Annotated in this window: 24 protein-coding genes; 19 read left to right on the forward strand and 5 right to left on the reverse strand. The window is 58.0% G+C overall.

Annotated elements, in window-relative coordinates; all coding sequences use genetic code 11:
- The first annotated feature begins 218 nt into the window (after window positions 1–218).
- The 15 genes from yceD to GWQ29_RS11455 all read left to right on the forward strand — a co-directional run bounded on the left by yceD (window position 219) and on the right by GWQ29_RS11455 (window position 12,400).
- Window positions 219–740 carry a 23S rRNA accumulation protein YceD gene (gene yceD, locus GWQ29_RS11385; RefSeq protein ID WP_005311491.1) on the forward strand — a complete coding sequence of 174 codons (522 nt, stop codon included), beginning with the start codon at window positions 219–221 and terminating at the stop codon, window positions 738–740.
- Between the two features lie 19 nt (window positions 741–759).
- Window positions 760–927, forward strand: coding sequence for a 50S ribosomal protein L32 (gene rpmF / locus GWQ29_RS11390; RefSeq protein ID WP_005311492.1), 168 nt, complete (start codon window positions 760–762; stop codon window positions 925–927).
- A 9-nt stretch (window positions 928–936) separates the two neighbouring features.
- A complete protein-coding gene (plsX, locus tag GWQ29_RS11395) occupies window positions 937–1,956 on the forward strand; it encodes a phosphate acyltransferase PlsX (RefSeq protein WP_011898705.1) in 1,020 nt (339 codons plus the stop codon).
- Window positions 1,957–1,963: 7 nt separating this feature from the next.
- The gene (locus tag GWQ29_RS11400; RefSeq protein WP_021138909.1) at window positions 1,964–2,923 is read left to right on the forward strand and encodes a beta-ketoacyl-ACP synthase III; all 960 of its coding nucleotides are present in this window, start codon (window positions 1,964–1,966) and stop codon (window positions 2,921–2,923) included.
- A 72-nt stretch (window positions 2,924–2,995) separates the two neighbouring features.
- Entirely contained in the window at window positions 2,996–3,931 is a 936-nt protein-coding gene (gene fabD / locus GWQ29_RS11405) for an ACP S-malonyltransferase (RefSeq protein WP_275919461.1), read from the forward strand.
- 13 nt (window positions 3,932–3,944) lie between these two features.
- Window positions 3,945–4,679, forward strand: coding sequence for a 3-oxoacyl-ACP reductase FabG (gene fabG, locus GWQ29_RS11410; RefSeq protein ID WP_058394355.1), 735 nt, complete (start codon window positions 3,945–3,947; stop codon window positions 4,677–4,679).
- A gap of 157 nt (window positions 4,680–4,836) precedes the next feature.
- The gene (acpP, locus tag GWQ29_RS11415) at window positions 4,837–5,073 is read left to right on the forward strand and encodes an acyl carrier protein (RefSeq protein WP_005300909.1); all 237 of its coding nucleotides are present in this window, start codon (window positions 4,837–4,839) and stop codon (window positions 5,071–5,073) included.
- Window positions 5,074–5,155: 82 nt separating this feature from the next.
- Window positions 5,156–6,397, forward strand: a complete 1,242-nt coding sequence (fabF, locus tag GWQ29_RS11420) for a beta-ketoacyl-ACP synthase II (protein WP_275919462.1) — start codon at window positions 5,156–5,158, stop codon at window positions 6,395–6,397.
- 15 nt (window positions 6,398–6,412) lie between these two features.
- Window positions 6,413–7,273, forward strand: coding sequence for an aminodeoxychorismate lyase (gene pabC, locus GWQ29_RS11425; RefSeq protein ID WP_275919463.1), 861 nt, complete (start codon window positions 6,413–6,415; stop codon window positions 7,271–7,273).
- A complete protein-coding gene (gene mltG / locus GWQ29_RS11430) occupies window positions 7,263–8,264 on the forward strand; it encodes an endolytic transglycosylase MltG (protein WP_021138904.1) in 1,002 nt (333 codons plus the stop codon). Before pabC ends, mltG begins: the two co-directional genes overlap by 11 nt.
- On the forward strand, window positions 8,264–8,905 hold the full coding sequence (gene tmk, locus GWQ29_RS11435; RefSeq protein WP_099993209.1) for a dTMP kinase: 642 nt from the start codon (window positions 8,264–8,266) through the stop codon (window positions 8,903–8,905). Before mltG ends, tmk begins: the two co-directional genes overlap by 1 nt.
- A complete protein-coding gene (gene holB, locus GWQ29_RS11440) occupies window positions 8,890–9,837 on the forward strand; it encodes a DNA polymerase III subunit delta' (RefSeq protein ID WP_275919464.1) in 948 nt (315 codons plus the stop codon). Before tmk ends, holB begins: the two co-directional genes overlap by 16 nt.
- Before the next feature lie 25 nt (window positions 9,838–9,862).
- A complete protein-coding gene (locus tag GWQ29_RS11445) occupies window positions 9,863–10,642 on the forward strand; it encodes a YchF/TatD family DNA exonuclease (protein WP_275919465.1) in 780 nt (259 codons plus the stop codon).
- A 288-nt stretch (window positions 10,643–10,930) separates the two neighbouring features.
- Entirely contained in the window at window positions 10,931–11,959 is a 1,029-nt protein-coding gene (locus tag GWQ29_RS11450; protein WP_125729907.1) for a site-specific integrase, read from the forward strand.
- Between the two features lie 168 nt (window positions 11,960–12,127).
- Window positions 12,128–12,400, forward strand: coding sequence for a RepB family protein (locus tag GWQ29_RS11455; RefSeq protein ID WP_005311516.1), 273 nt, complete (start codon window positions 12,128–12,130; stop codon window positions 12,398–12,400).
- 203 nt (window positions 12,401–12,603) lie between these two features.
- On the opposite strand, the gene rsmF is transcribed toward GWQ29_RS11455, so the two are convergent.
- The 4 genes from rsmF to GWQ29_RS11475 form a co-directional block, all read right to left on the reverse strand.
- Window positions 12,604–14,034: a 16S rRNA (cytosine(1407)-C(5))-methyltransferase RsmF gene (rsmF, locus tag GWQ29_RS11460; protein ID WP_275919466.1), complete on the reverse strand. Its 1,431-nt coding sequence runs from the start codon at window positions 14,032–14,034 to the stop codon at window positions 12,604–12,606.
- A 131-nt stretch (window positions 14,035–14,165) separates the two neighbouring features.
- A complete protein-coding gene (locus GWQ29_RS11465; protein WP_275919467.1) occupies window positions 14,166–16,718 on the reverse strand; it encodes an MlaD family protein in 2,553 nt (850 codons plus the stop codon).
- A gap of 102 nt (window positions 16,719–16,820) precedes the next feature.
- Window positions 16,821–17,429 carry a paraquat-inducible protein A gene (locus GWQ29_RS11470; protein WP_005311518.1) on the reverse strand — a complete coding sequence of 203 codons (609 nt, stop codon included), beginning with the start codon at window positions 17,427–17,429 and terminating at the stop codon, window positions 16,821–16,823.
- Entirely contained in the window at window positions 17,407–18,039 is a 633-nt protein-coding gene (locus GWQ29_RS11475; protein WP_275909215.1) for a paraquat-inducible protein A, read from the reverse strand. Before GWQ29_RS11475 ends, GWQ29_RS11470 begins: the two co-directional genes overlap by 23 nt.
- A gap of 147 nt (window positions 18,040–18,186) precedes the next feature.
- On the opposite strand from GWQ29_RS11475, the gene prpB reads away from it, so the two are divergent.
- The 3 genes from prpB to GWQ29_RS11490 are packed head-to-tail and all read left to right on the forward strand — an operon-like array spanning window position 18,187 to window position 21,669.
- Window positions 18,187–19,074, forward strand: coding sequence for a methylisocitrate lyase (gene prpB, locus GWQ29_RS11480; protein ID WP_265422063.1), 888 nt, complete (start codon window positions 18,187–18,189; stop codon window positions 19,072–19,074).
- An 11-nt stretch (window positions 19,075–19,085) separates the two neighbouring features.
- Window positions 19,086–20,213 (forward strand): 2-methylcitrate synthase, encoded by a 1,128-nt coding sequence (gene prpC / locus GWQ29_RS11485; protein ID WP_265422011.1) that lies wholly within the window; start codon window positions 19,086–19,088, stop codon window positions 20,211–20,213.
- 10 nt (window positions 20,214–20,223) lie between these two features.
- Window positions 20,224–21,669, forward strand: coding sequence for a bifunctional 2-methylcitrate dehydratase/aconitate hydratase (locus GWQ29_RS11490; protein ID WP_275919468.1), 1,446 nt, complete (start codon window positions 20,224–20,226; stop codon window positions 21,667–21,669).
- A gap of 80 nt (window positions 21,670–21,749) precedes the next feature.
- Here GWQ29_RS11490 and GWQ29_RS11495 read toward each other — a convergent pair whose 3' ends face one another.
- The gene (locus GWQ29_RS11495; RefSeq protein WP_275919469.1) at window positions 21,750–22,493 is read right to left on the reverse strand and encodes a hypothetical protein; all 744 of its coding nucleotides are present in this window, start codon (window positions 22,491–22,493) and stop codon (window positions 21,750–21,752) included.
- Between the two features lie 229 nt (window positions 22,494–22,722).
- On the opposite strand from GWQ29_RS11495, the gene GWQ29_RS11500 reads away from it, so the two are divergent.
- Window positions 22,723–23,100, forward strand: a complete 378-nt coding sequence (locus GWQ29_RS11500; protein ID WP_085941456.1) for a polyhydroxyalkanoic acid system family protein — start codon at window positions 22,723–22,725, stop codon at window positions 23,098–23,100.
- The last annotated feature ends 219 nt before the right edge of the window (window positions 23,101–23,319 follow it).

Below are 23,319 nucleotides of genomic sequence, written 5' to 3' on the forward strand. Positions count from 1 at the left end.
ATGCTGGACCGGCAATGATGCGGATGGCACTTGGGTTGTCATTCTGAGTGAGCAGTAAATCCGGACAGGATCCTGTGTAGGATCCTGCTGTTTATGGCATAATCAGCCACCGATGAGAACAAGTCCCGGCATCTCAGGGACTTGTATGGTTAAAATCATCGGCGGTAAGGACTTTTTCCTTTGACTATCAGTTGTTGGACCTATAATATTCGCGCCCTATGCAAAAGGTGAAGTTGCCCGTTAAGGTTGATCCAGTCCGTAATGCCTTGAAGCTGCTCGACTATGTCGGGATAGTGGAAAAGTCGCAGATGCCCAGGCTGGAGGAATCAACCGCAGGCTTGCAGAGTGATGTTGATGTATCACTGCACTTTGGCAAAGATGTCCAGAAGTTGACCGTTATGAAAGGCACTGCCCATGCCAAGGTTGACCTGGTTTGCCAGCGTTGTGGAGAGACATTCGAGCACCTTTGTGAAGCTGATTTTATCTACACTCCGCTGTTTGAAAAAACAAACGAGGAAGAACTGCCGGAAGCTTATGAGCCCATTGAGTTGGACGAAAACGGCGAGATAGATCTTCATCAAGTTCTGGAGGATGAACTCATCCTCTCGTTGCCTCAGGTGGCAATGCATCCAATGGATGCGTGCCCTCGCGGTAACATGGACATGACTTGGGGTGATATTGAACCTGCTGATGAGCGGCCGAATCCCTTTGCAGTTCTTGAAGAGCTTAAACGTAAGTGAATCTAGGAGTTAGCCTACAATGGCCGTACAACAGAACCGTAAAACCCGTGCCAAGCGTGGCATGCGTCGTTCACACGATGCGCTGACCAGTGCAGCTCTGACTGTTGATCAGACCAGTGGTGAAATTCATCGTCGTCACCATGTGACTGCCGATGGTTTCTACCGCGGTAAAAAGGTAATCGCTTAAGGATTGCCTTTGTCTACGCAAACTGTCGCGCTAGACATAATGGGGGGAGATATTGGCCCCTCGGAAACAGTGCCTGCCGTTGTGCAGGCACTGTCTCTTTTGCCCCAGCTAAAACTCATTCTGGTTGGTGATCAACACCAGACCACTGCTTTATTGCAGCAACATGGCTTGCTGACTCATCCTCGCGTTCGTTTCGTACATGCATCCCAGGTGGTTGGCATGGGCGACAAGCCGATCGTGGCGCTGAGAACTCTGAAAGACTCCTCCATGCGGGTTGTGCTCAATCTGGTGAAAGCCGGTGAGGCCGATGCCTGCGTCAGTGCCGGTAATACCGGTGCCCTGATGGCCATGGCCAAGTGTGTGCTCAAATCCTTGCCCGGTGTCGACAGACCTGCGCTCATCAAGGCGCTGCCGACCTTGAGCGGCAAGCGTACCGTGATGCTGGATCTGGGGGCCAATGTCAGTTGCGATGCCGACACCCTGTTGCAGTTCGCTGTGATGGGGTCGGTGGTGGCCGAAAAGGTTGAAGGCATTGCGTCGCCCCGGGTTGCCTTGCTCAACGTGGGGGAGGAGGAGATAAAGGGCAATGACCTGGTGCGTCACAGCGCAGAGTTGCTCCGTCAGTGCAGCGCACTCAATTTCGTTGGCTTTGTCGAGGGGGATCGCATCTTCAGCGGCGAGTGTGATGTTATTGTCTGCGATGGTTTTGTTGGCAATGTCGCCCTCAAAACGGCGGAAGGGGTAGTGCGGATGATGGCCCAGCTGGCCGGATATCCCCGCAAAAAACGCAGTTTTCTTGGCCGACTCGCCGGATTTATGTTCAAACGACGTTTTTCTTACCTGAACCCCGACCAGTATAACGGTGCAAGTCTGTTAGGATTGCGCGGCATTGTGGTAAAAAGCCATGGGCGAGCCGAACGGCACGCTCTGTGTAATGCGATCCTGCTGGCCGCACAAGAGGCCAAGCATCAACTTCCATTGCAAATAGCAGATCGCCTTGAATCTGTCTTTTCCGACAGGGATCTATAAGAACTCTATGCATAGCAAAATTCTGGGTACTGGCAGTTATCTGCCGAGTTCAGTGCGTACCAACGCCGATCTCGAGCAAATGGTTGAAACCAGTGATGAGTGGATCGTGGAACGTACCGGGATCCGTGAACGCCGTATTGCCGGTGCCGACGAAACTGTCGCCACCCTGTCTCACCAGGCCGCCCTGCGCGCCCTGGAAGCTGCGGGTCTGACCGCTGCCGATCTCGACATGATAGTGCTGGCTACCACCAGCGCCGAAAACGCCTTCCCGGCTGCCGCCTGCGAGCTGCAGGGATTACTCGGTGTGCCAGGCATTCCTGCATTTGACGTGGCAGCCGCCTGCGCCGGTTTCACCTATGCGCTCTCCATTGCCGATCAGTTCGTCAAGTCCGGGGCCGCCCGCCATGTGTTGGTTGTTGGCGCCGATGTGCTGTCCCGCATGTGTGACCCGCAAGATCGCGGCACCATCATACTGTTTGGTGACGGAGCAGGGGCTGTGATTGTTGGCGCAAGCGAGACGCCTGGGATCCTGTCAACGCACCTTCATGCCGATGGCCGTTATGGCGATCTGCTCAAGCTGCCACACCCTCGTCGCGGCATGCCGGGCGCCGAGCTCGAAGCCTACATGTATATGAAGGGCAACGATGTGTTCAAGGTGGCGGTGACGCGGCTGAGCGAGATCGTGACCGAGACGCTGGCAGCCGCTGGCATAGCGCCGAGCGAACTCGACTGGCTGGTGCCGCATCAGGCCAACTTCCGCATCATCAGCGCGACCGCCAAGAAGCTCGGCATGAGCCTCGATAAAGTGGTGCTGACCCTCGACAAACACGGCAACACCTCTGCTGCCTCCGTGCCCATTGCCTTTGATGAAGGGGTGCGTGACGGCCGGATCAAACCGGGCCAGCTGGTACTGCTGGAGGCCTTCGGCGGTGGTTTCGCCTGGGGTTCGGCGCTGATCCGCCTCTGATCTTCAGCGGGATGGCGCCAAGGCATCATCCCGTGACCGATTTCGTTTTGTCTTACCTTAAAGGAATCAATGATGACCCAATTTGCCATTGCCTTCCCGGGACAAGGCTCCCAAGCCGTTGGCATGCTGGCCGAGCTGGCCGAGCAACACGCCGTGATCAAGGAAACCTTCGCCGAGGCGAGCCAGGTGCTGGGTTATGACCTGTTTGCCCTGGTCATGGATGGTCCGGTTGAAGATCTGAACAAAACCTGGCGCACCCAGCCAGCGTTGCTGACGGCCTCCGTCGCCCTGTGGCGTCTGTGGCAGCAGCAGGGTGGGGCGACCCCCGCCATGATGGCCGGCCACAGTCTGGGTGAGTACTCAGCACTGGTGTGCAGCGGCGCGCTGGATTTCACCGATGCGGTCAAACTGGTTGAACTGCGTGGTTTGGCCATGCAGGAAGCCGTACCGGAAGGGACCGGTGCCATGGCGGCCATCATAGGTCTGGATAACGAAGCCATTGCTGCCAACTGCGAAAAAGCGGCGCAAGGTCAGGTGGTCTCTCCGGTCAACTTCAACTCCCCGGGCCAGGTGGTGATCGCCGGTCACAAGGAAGCGGTTGAGCGCGCCAACGTACTGATGAAAGAGTCTGGCGCCAAGCGGGCATTGCCGCTGCCGGTCTCGGTGCCATCCCACTGTGCACTGATGAAACCTGCCGCAGAAAAACTGGCGGCTGCGCTGGACGGGATCGAGATCAAGGTTCCAACCATCGCAGTCATCAATAATGTCGACGTATCCTGCGAACAGGATCCGGCCGCCATCAAGCAAGCGCTGGTGCGTCAGCTGTCCAGTCCGGTCCGTTGGACCGAGACGGTGGAGCGGATGGCCAATGACGGTGTCACCCTCGAGATCGAGATGGGGCCGGGCAAGGTATTGACCGGGCTGGCCAAGCGCATCGACAAGCGCGTGGAAGGTATCCATGCCAACGATGTAGCCTCTTTCGAGCTGGCGCTGGCCCAGTCCAAGTAAACAGGAGCAGATAATGAGTTTTACCAATAAGGTTGTGTTGGTGACCGGTGCCAGTCGTGGTATCGGCCGTGCGATTGCCGAGACATTTGCGGCCCGTGGCGCAAAAGTCGTCGGCACAGCGACCAGCGACAGCGGCGCAGAGGCTATCAGCGCCTATCTGGGTGAGCAGGGTTGTGGCATGGCACTGAACGTGACCAGTCCTGAATCCATCGAGACTGTTTTCGCGGCCATCAAGGCGCGTTTCGGCGACATCGATATCCTGATCAACAATGCCGGCATCACCCGCGACAACCTGTTGATGCGTATGAAAGATGACGAGTGGAATGAAATCATCGACACCAACCTGACTTCCCTCTATCGTCTGAGCAAGCCAGTATTGCGTGCCATGATGAAGAAGCGTCATGGCCGGATTATCAGCATCGGCTCCGTGGTCGGAACCATGGGCAATGCAGGCCAGGTCAACTATGCAGCCGCCAAGGCGGGTCTGGTTGGCTTTACCAAATCGTTGGCTCGGGAAGTGGCATCCCGTGGTATTACAGTGAATGCGGTTGCGCCCGGTTTTATCGAGACCGACATGACCCGGGCACTGAATGATGAACAACGTGCCGGCATCATGAATCAGGTGCCAGCAGCCCGTTTGGGTGATCCAAAAGAAATTGCCGCAGCTGTGGTATTCTTGGCGTCGGATGATGCCGCCTATATCACTGGCGAAACCCTGCATGTTAACGGCGGGATGTACATGGTGTAATCAATTTGTCGTGAGATCTGTTCAAATTTGCGATAGTACGCCGAAGTTTGGCGAATTTCGTGGTTTGACCAGAGGCAAGCTACTTGCAAACTGACGTTAATTGAATAAACTACCCCAACCAGACGCAATAGCGTATTTTTAAAGGAAAATTCAGGTCATGAGCAACATCGAAGAACGCGTAAAGAAAATCATCATCGAACAACTGGGTGTTAAAGAGGAAGACGTCAAGAACGCTGCCTCCTTCGTCGACGACCTGGGCGCTGACTCTTTGGATACCGTTGAACTGGTAATGGCGCTGGAAGAAGAATTCGATACCGAAATTCCTGATGAAGAAGCCGAAAAGATCACTACTGTTCAAGCGGCTATCGATTACATCACCGCTAATCAGGAATAAGTTCCTGTTCTGAAAGAAGCGGCCCAAGGGCCGCTTCTTTTATGTTTACTCCCTTTCAAAATACCTCTCGGAGACTACCTCAGTGTCAAAACGCAGAGTCGTGGTGACCGGCTTGGGGATGCTTTCCCCGGTGGGCAACACTGCCGAATCCAGCTGGCAAGCCCTGCTCAACGGGCAGAGCGGCATTTCTCCTATCGAACATTTTGATGCCAGCGAGTTTGCGACCCGTTTCGCAGGCCAGGTCAAAGAGTTTGATCCCGAACAGTACGGTATCAACCGCAAAGAAGCCCGCAAGATGGATCTCTTCATCCAGTACGGCGTGGCAGCGGGGATCCAGGCGCTCGATGATGCGGGTCTGGTTGTCAATGAAGACAATGCAGAGCGGGTCGGTGTGGCCATAGGTTCCGGTATCGGCGGTCTGGGTCTGATTGAACAGAACCATACCAGCCTGATCAACGGTGGCCCGCGCAAGCTGAGCCCCTTCTTCGTGCCTTCCACCATCATCAATATGGTGTCCGGTCATCTCTCCATCATGAAGGGACTGCAAGGCCCCAACATAGCGGTGACTACTGCTTGTACCACAGGCACCCATGCCATCGGCATGGCCGGCCGCATGATCGCCTACGGTGATGCGGACGTGATGGTAGCCGGCGGTACCGAAAAGGCTTCTACCCCCATGGGAATGGGTGGTTTTGCGGCGGCCAAGGCACTCTCTACCCGCAACGACGAGCCCCAGAAGGCGAGTCGCCCGTGGGACAAGGATCGCGACGGTTTTGTGCTGGGTGATGGCGCCGGTGTACTGGTACTGGAAGAGTATGAACACGCCAAGGTCCGTGGTGCCAAGATCTATGCCGAGCTGGTTGGCTTTGGCATGAGTGGCGATGCTTATCATATGACGGCACCTCCCTCTGACGGCAGCGGTGGCGCGCGCGCCATGAAAAATGCCATCAAGGATGCCGGTATCGCTCCCGAGCAGATCGGCTACATCAATGCCCACGGCACCTCTACCCCCTTGGGTGATGTGGCCGAGCTGCGCGGCATGAAGCAGGTGTTTGGCGAGCATGCCAGCGCCCTGATGATCAGCTCCACCAAGTCCATGACCGGCCATCTGCTGGGGGCGGCGGGTGCTATCGAAGCCATCATCACAGTGCTGGCGCTGCGTGATCAGGTGGCACCACCCACCATCAATCTGGACAATCCGGATGAAGAGTGCGATCTGGATCTGGTGCCCCACGTAGCCAAACCTGGTCACTTTGAGTATGCCTTGTCCAACTCGTTCGGTTTTGGCGGCACCAATGGCTCACTGATCTTCAAACGCGTATAATTCGCCCCAGGGCGGATGACTCGGGCCCGATACTGCCGGTATCGGGCCTTTTTTATCGGAGGGATCCTTTTGCTTATCAATGGAATGCAGACAGATGTTGTGTCCGCCAGGGATCGTGGGCTGGCCTATGGGGATGGTCATTTCACCACCATGCTGGTCAGAAACGGTCAGGTTGTCTGGTGGCCTGCCCATCTGGCACGGCTGCAGCAGGCCAGCGCCAGACTCGGATTTGCCGGGATGGACTGGTCAACCTTGACCCGGGAGGTGGCGCAATTGGCTGCCAGCCAGACGCAGGCTGTCGCCAAGGTGATGCTGACCAGGGGAACTGGCGGGCGCGGTTATGACGGCAGTGCCTGCGAGGCGCCTACCCGCATCGTCTCCCTTGCCGATTACCCGAGCCATTATCAGGGTTGGCAGCAAAACGGCATTCCACTGCTGGTTTGCCAGCAACGGCTCGGCGATGCCCCCATGCTGGCGGGACTCAAGACCCTGAACCGGCTGGAACAGGTCTTGCTGAAAAGCGAACTTGCGACGCGTTCGGGAGTCGAAGGTATAGTCTTGAACAGTCGGGGATTTCTGGTAGAAGGTGTCAGTGCCAATCTGTTTTGGCGCCGTGGCAAGACGGTGTTTACACCGGATCTTTCCCACTGCGGTATTGATGGCATCATGCGGCGCCATGTGATGGCGATGCTAAAACAGATGAGTATTGAACTGCGTGTCGTGGAGGCTCCGCTGGAGTCACTGTGGCAGGCCGAAGAGGTATGGCTGACCAATACCCTGATGGGCATAGTGCCGGTGACCGGCATTGGGGATACTCAGTATCCGAGCCCGGTATTGATCCGCCGTTTACAGGAGCGTTTGGTCATTGAAGTTTAATCGGCTTTACACCCTGCTCGCGGGCGCGGCGCTGACAGTTGCCGTGGCCGGGGGCTATGTATATCACAAGTGGCAGCAGGTGGAGACGCTCACCAACAAGGGGCCGACACGCCTCTTTACCGTCGAGAAAGGGGCCCATGCTGCGCGCCTGATCGCCGAGCTGGGGGAGGGGGAAACCAGTCCCTGGGCCGTGCGGCTTTGGCTGCGTGGTCACCCCGAGCTGGTTGCCATCAAATCCGGTACCTACGAGATCAAGGAAGGGGCGCCACTTAAAGAGACCCTCTCTCTGTTTGCATCGGGCAAGGAGTTTCATTTCAGCCTGACCTTCGTCGAGGGCTCCCGTTTTGAGGATTGGCTGAAGCAGCTCTCCGGCGCGCCCTATCTGGAGCGGCTGACCGTGGAGCAATCTGAAGCCGACCTGGCTCACGAGCTTGGCATCGACAATGGCAAACTGGAGGGCTGGTTCCTGCCGGAGACCTACGCCTATACCACCCATGCCAGCGACATCTCCATACTGCGTCGCGCTTATCAGGACATGAAAGCCTTCCTGCAACAGAGCTGGGACAAGCGCCAGGCCAATCTGCCCTACAAGACCCCTTATGAAGCGCTGATCATGGCTTCCATCATCGAAAAAGAGACGGGCCAGCCGGACGAGCGGGCGCAGATCGCCTCCGTGTTCGTCAACCGCTTGCGTCTTGGCATGAAGCTGCAGACAGATCCTACCGTCATCTACGGGGTCAAGGATCGTTACGATGGCAATATCCGCCGCAGCGATCTGACGGACGTGAATCCGTACAACACCTATGTGATCGATGGCCTGCCGCCTACGCCCATCGCCATGCCCGGCAAGGCTTCCATCGAAGCGGCCCTCAACCCCAAGTCGACCGACTATCTCTATTTCGTCGCCAAAGGGGGCGGTGCCCACTATTTCTCCAAGACCCTCGATGAACACAATCGGGCGGTTCGCGAATACATATTGAAGAAACCCTAATGTCTAAATTTATCGTGATTGAAGGACTGGAAGGGGCAGGGAAGAGCTCCGCGGTACGTTATGTTACCGATTATCTGCAACGCCACGGCATAGACCAGATCGAATGCACCCGTGAGCCTGGGGGAACCCCGCTGGCCGAGCGGATGCGCGCTATCGTCAAGGAGGTGCACGACGAGCGCCTTACCATCGAAGCCGAGCTGTTGCTGATGTATGCCTCCCGGGTGCAACTGGTCGAGACCCGGATCAAGCCGGCTCTGGCTGAGGGGCGCTGGGTGGTGGGGGATCGTCACGATCTCTCCTCCCAGGCCTATCAGGGCGGCGGCCGTGGCATCGATGCGGCGCTCATCGGCGCCATCAAGCAGGCGGTGCTCGGTGACTTCAAACCGGATCTCACCCTCTATCTCGATATCGATCCTGCCCTTGGTTTGCAGCGAGCCCGTCATCGTGGCGAGCTGGACAGGATCGAACTGGAGCAGCTCAGCTTCTTCGAGCGCACTCGCAGCCGTTATCTCGAACTGGCCGCCAAGGATGATTCCATCCGGGTGATCGATGCCGGACAAACTCCGGATCAGGTCAAAACGGCCATCGAGGCCGCACTGGACCACTACCTGTCGAACGAGCACGTATGTATCCCTGGCTGATCCCGGATTGGCATGCCCTGAGTCAGACGGCCCAGGCCGGTCGGCTGGGCCACGCCTGGTTGTTGCTCGGCGATCCCGGTCTTGGCAAGGAGCAGCTTGCAAAACGATTGGCGCGCTTGCACCTCTGTCAGCAGCCGGATCGCGGAGAGCCCTGTGGCCAGTGCCACTCGTGCCAGCTGTTTGACAAGGGACATCACCCGGATCTTGGTACCGTTACAATCGACAGCAAGACCATAGGGGTCGAAGCCATTCGCGAGATCTGCGCTCGCTTGCAGAACTCGGCCCAGCTTGGTCGGGGCAAGGTGGTAATCATTCCGGATGCGGAGCGCATGACGGAGTCCGCTGCCAACGCCTTGCTGAAGACATTGGAAGAGCCGGCCGGCGATAGTCTCTTGCTGCTGATTGCCTCCCAGGTTTCCCGTCTATTGCCCACTATCCTGAGCCGCTGTCACAAGCACGTCTGCCAGTTGCCGACGGAAGGGGAGACGGTACGCTGGCTGGCTGAACAGGGTCACCAGGCCACATTGGCTCAGGTGCGGATCTGCCAGGGGGCTCCACTGCGGGTGCTGCGTTACATCGAAGAGCAGCAGGATGGCAAACGCCGGGAGTTGCTGGAGAGTTTCGTCTCCCTGTCACTGACCCCGACTCGGGCCACCCATGTTTGCAGCCAGCTGGCGGATGAAACTCAGGTAAGGCTGCACTGGTTGCAGCTGTTCTTGTGCGATGCACTCAAGACTCAGGCCGGCTGTGGTCATCATCAGCTGGCGATGCCGGATCTGGCGGCCCTCAGTCAGCAGTTGGCCGAGGGCAACTCCAGCGAAAAGTTGCTGGAGGCGGAGCAGCAGCTCGTGGCGCTCAAGGCCGCCTGCCAACCTGGCCAGCTCTCCAATCCCACCATTCATCTGATGAACTGGCTCAGCCGCTGGTTATAAATCTGACAAGACGCAAAGGTTCTTTATGTTACTCGTTGATTCCCATTGCCACCTCGATCGCCTCAGCTATGGCAGCAAGCAGACCGACATGGCCGACGTGCTGGCCAAGGCTGCGCAGCAGGACGTGGGATACTTTCTGTGTGTAAGTGTCACCCAGGAACAGTTTCCGACCATGCTGGCGGCGATCGCCCCTTATCCCCAGGTGTTTGCTTCCTGTGGCGTGCATCCGCTCAATCAGGAACCCGGTGTCGATGCCGAGCTGTTGCTGACCCAGGCGGCGGACGAAAGAGTGATCGCCATCGGCGAGACTGGTCTCGACTACTTCTACTCGCCGGAAAACAAGGAGGTGCAGCAAGCCTCCTTCCGCGAACACATCCGGGTCGCCCGCGCCTTGAGCAAGCCGCTGATCATTCACACCCGTGATGCACAGCAAGATACCCTGCAGATCATGCGTGAAGAGGGGGCCGACCAGGTGGGCGGTGTGTTGCACTGTTTCACCGAATCCCTGGAGATGGCCCAGGCCGCGATGGAGATGGGCTTCTATATTTCCATTTCCGGCATAGCGACCTTCAAGAATGCGTCCGCGCTGCAAGCCGTGGTCAAGGCGCTGCCGCTGGCGCGCTTGCTGGTCGAAACGGACTCTCCCTATCTTGCCCCTGTGCCTCATCGGGGGAGGGAGAACGAGCCTGCCTTTGTACGAGATGTTGCCCAGTTTATTGCCGACCTTCGTCAGATGCCGCTGAGCGAGTTGGCAGAGGTGACCAGCCGAAACTTCTTTGAACTGTTCAAGTTGGCAAAAAAATAGACGACGAGGCCCCGGATAAAAGGGCCTCTTTATTTCAAATCATCCGCATACTTTCCCTCGTTATCACTGCCTATCCCACTTGTTATCTCTCACTTCTCATTGAATGTCAGCGCGATGAAGTCGTTGAATACCTGTTCATTACAGATGATCTTGCTGCAGGTGAAAATCGAGGTTCAGGGGTTTTAATTAGCGGTTCTATAAGTATCGATAATATTCATTATCGATACTTGATGTATATGAAGGATCCTGTAAGATCCTCCCAAACTCCGCATTGAATCATAGACTTACGTGGCTTACCCAACCGTTTCACCCCCTGTTTATCAGTCATTGCAGACTGTGTTCGATCCTCAGCTCAATAGTCGGGCGAGACGCTTCTTGCGCAGTGCCAAAGCGGATTCCACTCTCAATGCCTATCAGGCCGATACCCGTATTTTCGTATTCTGGTGCCAGCTCCACGGGCTTGACCCGCTGCAAACCACTCATCACGACATCATGAATTTTCTGGCGGATCAGGCCGATGGCATATTGGCGGACTGGGTGTGGCTGGATAAAGAGGAAGGGAAAGGGGAGCTGCGCAACGGTGAACCACGTAAGCCTGCGACCCTGGTCAGGCGACTGGCCGGGATCCGCTACGCCTTCAAGCAGAAAGGCATTCATCCCATGCCGACCGAGCATGCCGAAATCAAGGAGATGATGCGTGGCATAGTGCGTCTTGGTGATAACCGCAAGCGCAAGACGGGGGCGCTGACCCTGCAACCGCTGGCCAGGGTACTCGATGAAATCGACACCTCCAACCTGGCCGGTTTACGGGATCATACCCTGCTGCTGCTGATGTTCAGTGGTGCCTTGCGCCGCTCGGAGGCGGCCAGAATCGAGGTCAGCGATCTCGATTTTGTGGGGCAGGGGATCCGGCTTCGCCTCAAGCCGAGCAAACATCAGCTCCATGAAACCGAGATAGCGCTAATTCCTGGCAAGCAGTATTGCCCCGTCTCGGCGCTGCACACCTGGCTTAAAAAAAGTCGGATCGGCGAAGGTGCGCTGTTTCGTCGCATGAACCGCTGGGGTCAGCTTATGTCGGAACCCCTCGGCCCCCAGGGGATAAACCTGATGATCAAGCGGCGCACCGGCCAGGCCATCGACGATCTTTATGTCAGTGGCCACAGCCTGCGACGGGGATTCATCACCTCGGCCGTCACCGCCGGCAAACCCATGAACAAGATCATAGAGGTGACTCGCCACAAGGACATGCGTACCCTGCAGGAGTATTTCGACGATGCCCACAAGTTTTCCGATCACGCCCTGGATGGCTTGTTGTGACACTCCGCGTCACTGCATTTTTTATGTTAAATTGCATCTTGTTGATCTAATGATATATTTATCGCACTTTGCAAAGTGCCTGATGGGAGGGGAAAGCCTTCTTGTTCAGGCAACAATGCGCCACAGGTTAGAGATAACAAATGTTAAAGCAGAACATGGCAAGGTCATATGAGCCAGGAAATAAACGTGAATGAGCCCCAAGCGGCTGCCCCACACAACAATGCCGAACGACAGCGCCAGCATGTGAAACGCAAGCAGGAAACCCATAGCCGGTTGCAGTGCTGGATAAGCAATCGCCACGCCGAGCGGTTACAGGAATTGGGGATGCACCTTGAAGACAGTCAGGCTTCGCTCATCGAGCAGGCGATCGATCTGCTCTATCAGCATGAGTTGTCATCCCAGCCCCAGGTTGAGAAAGAGATGGCGGATGTGCTTGAGTGAAAGGCAGAAAACAGAACGTCCGGACATAAAAAAAGCCAGGTACGAATTCCTTGTACCTGGCATAGGGGAATTGGCTCTTTGCAGAGCCGTGCGCTAACTGGTGTTCGGATAGCCTTAAGCTTAGACAAGGCTCAAGGCTTTTCAAGATCCGAATAAAAGTTCAACTGAAGTGTGGGTTTTTCAGACTCGATCAGGCGCGGAGTTTATGCACCGAACAGATTGTTGTCGCGCACCAGCTCACGGGGCAGGGCGTTCTTGACCCGGCTACCGACCCACTTCCCCATGCCCAGAGTGTGCCCCTGATAACGAACGATCACCTCGCCAGTGCTAGCCTCCTGCTCGGGCCAGACGTCCCGCCCCATCATGAATTCTCGCGCATTGGCACTGTCGAGTTCGACAACCCCTTGTGTCGCCTTGTCGCCATAGGCCAGTGCCCACTCATGGGTAAGGCGATAGCCCTTCTTGAAGGTCTCCGCCAGCTTGATGCCGATGCGATCGAAACGCAGCTTGCCCTGCACCAGCCCAAACAGGTGAGGGAAGAGCCAGATCTCGTCATTGCGACCAAACAGCTGACCTTGGGGTACCACACCAAAATTGGCTTCAATCTCGCGCAACATGGGCTCAGCCTCTTTGGCCAGCAGTGGCGAGAAGGGGAACTTGCCGAGTTTGCCCGGCTTGAACATGGTGTTGGGCACTGAGTGATGCTTGCGTATTCTGGCGACGAAAAAGCCTTCACTGTCGAAGATCTGGGGCCAAACGTGCAGATATCCTTCGGGCGTACAGGCCTGCTCCGCACTGGGGAACAGGTCGGCCAGCGAGTCTACCGTCAGGGCATCGCCGAACTTCTCCAGCAGAGACTGACAGACTTCCTGATTCTCCTGCTGGCTCAAGGTGCAAGTGGAGTAGACCAGCACGCCGCCGGGTTTGAGGGCGTGAAACGCGCTCTCCAACAACCCTTGCTGCACCGCCGCAATCTCGTCGATGCTCTCGATACTCCAGTTGCGCAAGGCATCTTCATCTTTGCGCACTATCCCTTCGCCGGAGCAGGGGGCATCGAGCAAGATGGCATCGAAGGTCTCCGGCAACCACTGGCCAAACACCTTGGCATCGAAGTGAGTCATGCCCACATTGGTGACGCCGCAGCGCTGGATGTTGGCACTCAGCACCTTGAGCCGACTGCTGGAATATTCATTGGCAACCAGCATGCCCTGGTTGTTCATCAAGGCCGCGATCTGGGTGGTCTTGGAACCAGGTGCGGCCGCCGCATCCAGCAGCATGCCATCTCGCTTGACCTGATCGCTGGCAAATAGCGCAGTCACCGGCAACATGGAGCTCGCTTCCTGAATATAAAAGAGACCGCTCAGGTGCTCTGCCGTATTGCCAAGGGGCACGGACTCATCGGCCCGGGTCAACCAGAAACCGGTCTCGCACCAGGGAACGGCATCGAGTTGCCAGCCAAGTGGCTGCATCTGCATCACAAAGTCGGAGACAGATATCTTCAGCGTGTTCACCCGGATGCTGCGCCGCAGCGGCCGCCGACAACTGGCTACGAATTCATCCATGGAGAGATGAGCCGGCATGATGGCCGCAATGTGGTGCAAGAAGTGATCGGGAAGATAGGTATTGTCGTGCACGGCGCCGTCTCGTTGACCCAAAATAAGGGGCGATATCCTATCACAAGGCTAGGAATTTTCTTAACAGTGCCGACCGGCAACATAAAAAAGCCCGGCGTCATGGCCGGGCTGGTGTGATAGGAAAGAGACGATCAGGGCAGAATGCGAGGGCTCCACTCCAGCCACTCTTTCTCTGCCTTGCCATGCAAGGGGTAACGATGGCCCGCCTTGACGGTCGGCCCCATCTCCCGCTCTGGGGTATTGAAGGCAATGCCGCCCGCCAGCAGGCTCTGCACGGTTTCCACTTCGATGGTGCCCCCGGTCAGGCCTATATCTGCCTTGACGCCGGAGACGTTCCAGAAGCGGGTGTTGGCCCGCACCAGGTGGGCATACTCCTGATCCACGCTCACATCGATCAACACTTCGCTGCCATCGCGTGCCAACGCCACGCCTGTGACGCTGCCCACCACCAGTTTGCGAAACAGCAAGGGGCTGCCAACACTCAAGCCGCTGACCGACGGGCTCTTGAGGGTCAAGGCCAGTCCAACCGGGCCCGTCTGACTCAAGGGGAAATGGTCCTTGCCCGCCCCCTGGCCTGGCTGAGCCTCCACGAAGGCTCCCTTGATCAGGGTATCGAGGTGAGCTATGCCGCCCAATCCCAACTTGGCTTGTACCAGGGTAAAACGGGCACCGGATTGCATAAAGCGCTCCGCATACTGACCATCCAGCTCGGCCTTGAAGATCACTTGACCCAGCGATGGCTCCAGCTCAATTTGCTCAATCTTGCCGATGTCGACACCGCGATAGCGGATCGGGCTGCCGACCCCCAGACCCGGATTGTTGTCGGCCACCAGGGAGAGGGCGCGCACTTTCGCCCGTGCCTGCTCTTTGCTATCAAACAGTTGATGGCTGCTGCGGCCGGTTCCCAGCCTGTCAAACTCGATGGCACCGCGTAGCAGGGTCGCAAGATTGCCCACCTTGACGTGTACGCCATCGACGCGCACCCGGGTATCCAGGGCCGGTTTTTTCCAGAACTGCGGCTGCCGGGAGAGCAGGGGAGCATAAACGCCGTCAATCTCCAGTTCGATCTCCACCCCTTCTTTGGCCGCGCGCAGTTGCTTGACCTTGCCCGCTTCAAGCCCCAGATAGAGCACGGGTGAGCCGATGCCGATACCATCTGCCTGCTCTGCCTTGAGCAACCAGCGCTGAGGCTTGGCATCACGGGTACCGAGCAATGCCAGCTCCTGGCTCGGGTAGAGGCGGTTGATGCGCTCACCGGTGACGGCCTGCACCAGCTTGATACCGCCGCCAATCCAGGCGCTTGCCGGGCTGGTTTCCACCTTGATACCGCTGAGATCGGCGTCGATCTGCAGCGGCGAGGCCCGATAGAAGCGGGCCCGTTTCAGCAAGTGCTGATATTGCGTATTGACCACCAGAGCGACGCTGGCATTGCCGTTGGCATCCAGGCTCAGCTGGTTTATCTGACCAATCTGCAACCCCTTGTACCAGAGCGGAGCCCCTTCATTGAGGCCCGCCAGATCATCGGCCAACAGTGTGAGCCGGGTGCCGCTGACCTGATCCTGGCCGCTCAAGGTGACGGCTTTGACCCTTTCCCCCGCCACATAGTCGAGGCGAATGGCGGGCCCTGCCAGCAGGCGATCAGCGTGCTTGAGACCACTGGTGCCGAGGGAAACCGTCTCCCAGACCAGCCGGCTTTCGCCGGTGATCCGAAATGCTTGTTCCGGGTTGATCAAAGCCGTCACGATCCGGCCTTTGTCGGTCAGGCGAATGGGGTCAATACGGCCAATCTCGATCCCCTCATAGAGGATGGGCATTCCCTCCTTGATGGGCAGATCCCCCGCGGCTATGTCGATCCGCTCACCACGGGCGGCCTCGGCCAGCCCCTTGTAGAGGGTGAAGGTCTGCCCCTTTTGTGGCTCTGGGGATGCTTTGGGAGAGTCAAATGCTATGCCGCCGCTGAGGATGGAGGTGAGGCTGCCCGCCTCCACACTGACGCCGGCCAGACTGAAGGACCCCTTGATGCCGCTGATGTTCCAGAAACGGGTGTCAGCCTTGACGAGGTGCTCGAAGCGCGGCTCGATCACCAGATCCAGGATCACGTTCTGGTTGTCCTGGCCCAAGCGGGTATTGATGACGCTGCCCACCTCGATACCACGGAAATAAAGCCTGGCGCCAATCCCGACCGACCCCAGCGAGTCAGCAGTCAGGTGTAACATGCGCCCTTGAGCCTGATAACCCGGGGGAGGGCCGTCCAGTGCATCAAACTCCTCTTCCAGCGGATTGTTGTCCCGGCCGGGCTGCAGGTTGATGTAGTTGCCGGAGACCAGGGTATCGAGGCCGGAAATTTCGGTCAGCGATGCCTTGGGGCTCACCAGCCAGAAGTCGGAGCCTTTGCGGATAAGCGAACGGGCTCGGCTGTCTATCTTGGCCAGTACCGCTATCTTGTGGCCATCTTCAGCCAGCTCCAGATCCTGCACCACCCCTATGGCCACCCCCTGATAGCGCAGCTGGGTCTTGCCCGGCAGAATGCCGTTGCCCTGGGCAAAATTGATGCGAATAAGTTGTCCACTGCTCGCAAACTGCTGGTAGATGAACCCGACCGCCAGCAAGAGGGCAATGAAGGGCAACAACCAGACTGGCGATAACCAGCGACGCTTCTCAATGACGGGTTCAGCCCCGATCATACCGACTCCTTAATTGGCTGATGTGAACAGCACTTCAGATACAAACAAATCATCAACAAGTCACCTTGTCCAAAAACAGAAAGGGAGATTATCCAAGGGGTATCAGCGGGCCGCTTTGTCCCACAGCAGCCGGGTATCCAGCATCCTGGCCGACATCATGGTCAGCACCACTACGCAGGCAAACGCCGTAGCGCCGGGGCCCGCCCGCACATTGAGCAACACGCCGCGATCAACCAACGCCACCATCAGCGAGATGACAAACAAATCCAGCATGGACCAGCGGCCGATAAAATCGATGATGCGATACATGATTAGCTGACGCTTGCGCCGCACCGGCTTGGTGCGCTGCAACTGCCAGCAGATCCAGCCCAGCCCCAAAATTTTGCCCACCGGCACTATGATGCTGGCGGTCAGCACTATGGTGGCGATCCCCGACATCTTGCTGCGATAGAGCATCATGATACCGCTGAAGATGGTATCGGACTGCAATAATCCCTTGTTATAGAAGTGGGTGATGGGCAGCAGATTGGCGGGCAGCAACATGAAGGTGGCCAGTGCCAGCAAGCCCCATGACCAGGCCAGCGAATGGGGGATGCGCAACTGCAACTTGCTGTGACAGCGGGGGCAGACTGCGCCGGCCTGATGGCGCACCAGCAAACCGCAGCTGTGACAGCGGCAGAGCCCCAGCTCACGGGCGCTGGTCTGGGTCATGTCCCGGCTCCTCCAGTGGCACGCGCTCCCAGTAAGGCGCGGGATCAAACAGGGTCAGCAGTGTCATGTTGAGCAGCATCAGAATACCCAGACTCAACAAGCCGCCCCCCAGGCGCACATCGGCGATATCGATCAGTTTGAACAGCGCGACCAGCAGGCTGACGATGTAGACCTCCAGCATGGCCCAGTGACGAAACACCTCCACCGCTTTCAGGGTCGGGGCCAGTATGTGCCAACGCTTGGCCAGACCACAGGACAGCAAAAAGATACCGAGCAGCAGGCCCACCGGTGCCAGCACGGCGCACCAGAGCACCAGTCCCGCCACCCAGAATTCGTGTTCGACCATCAGCACCAGGATGCCCTTGAGCAAGTTGGCATCCGAGTTCACCCCGGCCAGACGCAGGTAGATAAGCGGTTCGAAGAAGGCGGAGGGCAGCAGCAGAAAACCTGTGATGGTCAGGGCCATCAACTGGGAGGGGCGAAAGGCGTAGCGTCCATACAGATGCTGATGGCAACGGGGACAGTGAGCGTGGCGTCGCATTGGCAATAACTTGCGTTCGATCAGCAAGTCGCAAGCCGGGCAGACGATCACGGGATTGGGATCCGACATACGATTCAACCTGTTGAAGGAATTGGTGAAATTTACCCTAAAACCCGCGCCCTGTCTTGCCTGGCGCCGTTCTGCCACGAAAGTATGATTGACGTTAACGTAAACGTGATATTAGATAGTCAGACCAGACAAATGAAAGGAGTCATGATGTCCAGCCTTACCCCTTCGGCAGGCCTGCGTTTTCGCACAGCCCTTGCCAACGAACGGCCACTGCAGATCGTCGGCACCATCAATGCCTACATGGCCCTGATGGCCGAACGTAGCGGCTTTGCGGCTATCTATCTCTCCGGTGCCGGCGTGGCCAATGCCTCCCATGGCCTGCCGGATCTCGGCATGACCTCCCTCAATGATGTGCTGATCGATGCAGAGCGGATCACGGCGGCCACCAGGGTACCACTGCTGGTCGACATCGACACCGGCTGGGGCGGCGCCTTCAATATCGCCCGCACCATTCGCGCCTTCGAACGCGCCGGTGTCGCCGCCGTACACATGGAAGATCAGGTTGCCCAGAAACGCTGCGGCCACAGACCCAACAAGGCGGTGGTCTCGCTGGAGGAGATGTGCGATCGCATCAAGGCGGCGGTAGATGCCCGTGAGGATCATGACTTCGTCATCATGGCACGCACCGATGCACTGGCAGTGGAGGGGATTGGCTCTGCGCTGGAGCGCGCCGCCGCTTATGTGGCCGCCGGAGCAGACATGATCTTCGCCGAGGCGGTGACCGAGCTTGGTCAGTATGATCGCTTCAAGCAGGCGGCCGGGGTGCCCATCCTCGCCAACATGACAGAGTTCGGCCAGACCGAGTTGTTTGATAAAGAGGCGCTCGCCAAGCATGGGGTCGACATGGTGCTCTATCCCCTGAGTGCCAGCCGGGCGGCCAATCAGGCCGCGCTCAACGTCTATCAGCACATTCGCCAGGATGGCCACCAAAGAGCCGTCGTGGACACAATGCAGACCCGGGAAGCCCTGTATGACTTCCTCGGCTATCACCATTACGAGCAGACACTGGATCGTCTGTTCACATCCAGGGATTAGGAGGCAAGGTTATGGGACAACAGAAGCCATTGGGCGGCGCCGGCCTGCGGGGTCAGAGCGCGGGGGAGACCAGCATTTGCACCGTGGGCAAGAGCGGTACCGGGCTCACCTATCGCGGCTATGACATCAAGGAGCTGGCAGAGGGCGCCCAGTTTGAAGAGGTTGCCTATCTGCTGCTCAAGGGAGCCTTGCCCAGTGAACAACAACTGGTGGACTACAAGCGCGAGCTGCGTCGCCTGCGCACCTTGCCCACCGCCCTGCTGGAGGTGCTTGAGCGCATCCCTGCCACTGCCCATCCCATGGATGTGTTGCGTACCGGTTGTTCCATGCTCGGCGATCTGGAGCCGGAAGAGGGCTTCGAGCACGAGCATGAAGTGGCTGATCGGCTGCTGGCGGCCTTCCCTGGCATACTGCTCTACTGGTACAAGTTCAGCCACGAAGGGCTGCGCATTGCGCTCGATACCGATGAGGAGTGCATCGGTGGCCACTTCCTGGCCCTGCTGCACCAGAAAGCCCCGAGCGAGCTGGCGCGCCGCGTTATGCATGTCTCCCTCATTCTCTATGCGGAGCATGAGTTCAACGCCTCCACCTTCGCAGCCCGGGTCTGTGCCTCCACGCTTTCTGATATGTTCTCCTGCATTACCGCCGCCATCGGTACCCTGCGCGGGCCGCTGCACGGTGGTGCCAACGAGGCCGCCATGGCGATGATCGAGCCCTGGCAGGATGAAGCCCAGGCCCGGCGCGAGCTGCAGGCGAAACTCATCGCCAAGGAGAAGATCATGGGCTTTGGCCACGCCGTCTATCGCACCTCGGATCCCCGCAACGTCATCATCAAGGAGTGGTCGGCCAGGCTGGCCGAGGCGGTGGGAGACTCACGTCTTTATCGCGTTTCCTGTGAGGCGGAGAAGGTGATGTGGGAGGAGAAAGCCTTGTTCCCCAATGCCGATTTTTTCCACGCCAGCGCTTACCACTACATGGGGATCCCGACCAAGCTGTTCACGCCCATTTTTGTCTGCTCGCGGGTCACCGGCTGGTGCGCCCACGTGATGGAGCAGCGGGAACACAACAGGATCATTCGCCCGAGCGCCGATTACGTCGGCCCGGCCCCCCGTCATTTCGTCTCTCTGCAACAACGATAAGGAAATCACGATGTCCGCCAACGTCGACGTCAACCACAGACCTTCTCCCGATCAGGTGCTGGTCGATATTGCCGATTATGTCTGCAACCACCCCATTACCAGCCAGGCGGCGCTCGATACGGCCCGCTACTGCCTGATGGATACCCTGGGCTGCGGCCTGCTGGCCTTGCGTTTTCCCGAGTGCACCAAGCATCTGGGGCCCATCGTGCCGGGCACGGTCGTGCCCTTTGGTGCCCGGGTGCCCGGCACCCAGCTCTGCCTCGATCCGGTCAAGGCGGCCTGGGACATAGGCGCCATCATTCGCTGGCTCGATTACAACGACACCTGGCTGGCCGCCGAGTGGGGCCATCCTTCCGACAACCTGGGGGGTATTCTGGCTACCGCTGACTGGCTGTCGCGCACTCGTGTCGCCGAGGGCAAGGCGCCGCTCACCATGGCCGATGTACTGACCGCCATGGTCAAGGCTCACGAGATCCAGGGCGTGCTGGCGCTGGAGAACTCCTTTAACCGGGTCGGGCTCGATCACGTTGTGCTGGTGAAAGTCGCCAGTACCGCAGTGGTGACCCATATGCTGGGGGGCAATCGCGATCAGGTGATCGATGCGGTCTCTCAGGCCTGGGTCGATGGCCAGAGCCTGCGCACCTATCGCCACGCCCCCAACGCGGGGTCACGCAAGAGCTGGGCGGCCGGGGATGCGACATCGCGCGCCGTGCGACTGGCACTCATCACCATGAGCGGCGAGATGGGCTATCCCGGCGTACTGAGCGCACCCAAGTGGGGCTTCTACGATGTGCTGTTCAAGGGCAATCAGTTCGCCCTGCATCAGGGCTATGGCAGCTATGTGATGGAGAACGTGTTGTTCAAGATCGCCTATCCGGCCGAGTTCCATGCCCAGACAGCCGTCGAGTGCGCCATGAAGTTGCATGAGGAGGTGAAGGCACGACTGGATGAGATCGACCGCATCGAGCTCACCACCCATGAATCGGCCATTCGCATCATCAGCAAGGTGGGGGCACTCAACAACCCGGCGGATCGGGATCACTGCCTGCAATACATGGTGGCCGTGCCGCTCATCTTCGGGCGCCTGATAGCCGAGGACTATGAAGATGACGTGGCCGCCGATCCCCGTATCGATGCCTTGCGCGCCAAGATGGTGGTACAGGAAGACAAACGCTACAGCCGCGAATACCTGGAGGCAGACAAGCGCTCCATCGCCAATGCCATCCAGGTCTTCTTCAAGGATGGCAGTCACAGCGCCAAGGTGGAGGTGGAATATCCGGTCGGTCACCGTCGCCGGCGGGAGGAGGGGATCCCCCTGCTGGTGGAAAAATTCCAGCACAATCTGGCGACACGCTTCCCGGCCAAACGGGTGCACGATATTCTCGCCCTCTGCCAGGATGGCAAGCAGCTGGCCAGCACACCGGTCCACGCCTTTATGGATCTGCTGGTGATCTGATCCGCAGGTTTCCCCACCAGAAATAGACGCGGGCCGCAGGGGCCCGCTTCTTATTTTATTGGAGCGTCACGCGCCGCCAGTCAGGCCAGCACGCTGGCATCCCCGTCAAACAGCGCCGTCATGATGGCTGTTTCCCGGCTGGCGATGGTTTCCAGAAATTCGTTGGCCCGCCCCATCTGATGACAGACCCGATAACCGCGCTCGACAAAAGAGAAAAGCTCGCCGAGCCCCGCCAGATGAGCCGGCCCAGAGACAAGTTTGAGGGTGGTGCCGAGGAAAGGCTTGCGGGCCAACCTGTCAAGCGTCATTCCCAGCTCTGTGACCAGGGTTATCTGATGGGCGCGCCGCCCGGGTTCGCCCACTTCCCGATAGGCGAGGGCATACGCCGTTGCCGTCAACCGACCTATGGCGCCACTGCGACGCAGCGCCACCACCATCAGGTAGTCGAGCTCCTCGGAGAGGGCGTCAAGCTCAATCGCCTGGGCCAGCACCTTGAGGCCCGATTCCGGCAGCAATCGCTCGGCGGTCGGCATGACGCGCATCACGTCCGCATCGCGCCGGGCACAATCCCCGGGGCCATAGAGATCCGTCAGGAAAAATTCGGCGGCCGGGCCGTAGCGCTCGCTCACCAGCAGATCCCTGTGGGTGCGACCCAAGCGATCTGCCTGCCATTGACGCAATCTGTCTCTGTCTTGCTGATCTTCCGGGTGGTTACGCATCTGCTCGCGCAGGGAGGCGACCCGATTGAGCTGACGATAAAGCCGCCCCAGTGTGCTCTCTTCTTCGGACTGCGGATCATCGGATAGGCGTGTCTCTTGGGTCATATTCAGCTCTCTGGTGACCTGCAACGAATGGCTTGGCGAACGGATTAAAACAGGGCACATGATAAGTGGATAGTGAGGCGGATAGTAGCGTGCACTACCGCGCTGATACATCCTTCTCCTTGAGTGTAACTCGCGGGCGGGCAGGGGATAAATGCGTGGTGCCCTTGCTCAAGCGGCTTTGTTAAGTGAGTCCCAATTATGTTGCAAATGGCTTTCACTTGTTTGATTCATGTGTTTAATATCAATAAATGTTGTCATCGCTCAGAGAGTTAGCATGTTCCTATACGATCCCCTTGTCGGCAGCAGCCTGTCGACCATCCAGGTCAATCGCCAGCACCCCCTGGGGCTGGCCGGTGTGCGGCTCGCCGCCGAAGCCATTGCACAAGACATGAGCGAGGAGTACCAACTCGACTGTGAATGGGAAGATGAGGAAGAGACCCGGTTGCTGTTTCGCGGTGCCGGGGTCAATGGCTTTCTCTGCCTGACCGACACAAACCTGCAACTGGAGGTGCGTCTCGGCCTGATGCTGCTGCCGGTACGCAGCGTGCTGGAGCAGGAGATCCTCGAATATGTCGATAACCGCCTGCCTTGTCCCAGTCAGGGATAAGCCGCACAGGAACATCAACACTCGCTCTGTCTGTCGCCGAAAATAGATGCTAGACAGCACGTCTGTATATTAAATGAACGATGCGACGACCTCCGAATAACAAATAAACCGGAGGCAAGACGAGCGGAACAATTATTTTTTTACGATGCCATGTTCACGTCGCCACGTTTCATTCTGCCCAGGCAGAAATAATTAATCGAAGCGTATTGGCACCAACAT

This window comes from Aeromonas sp. 2HA2 (assembly GCF_029237345.1).
GTDB classification, from domain to species: Bacteria; Pseudomonadota; Gammaproteobacteria; order Enterobacterales; family Aeromonadaceae; genus Aeromonas; species Aeromonas salmonicida.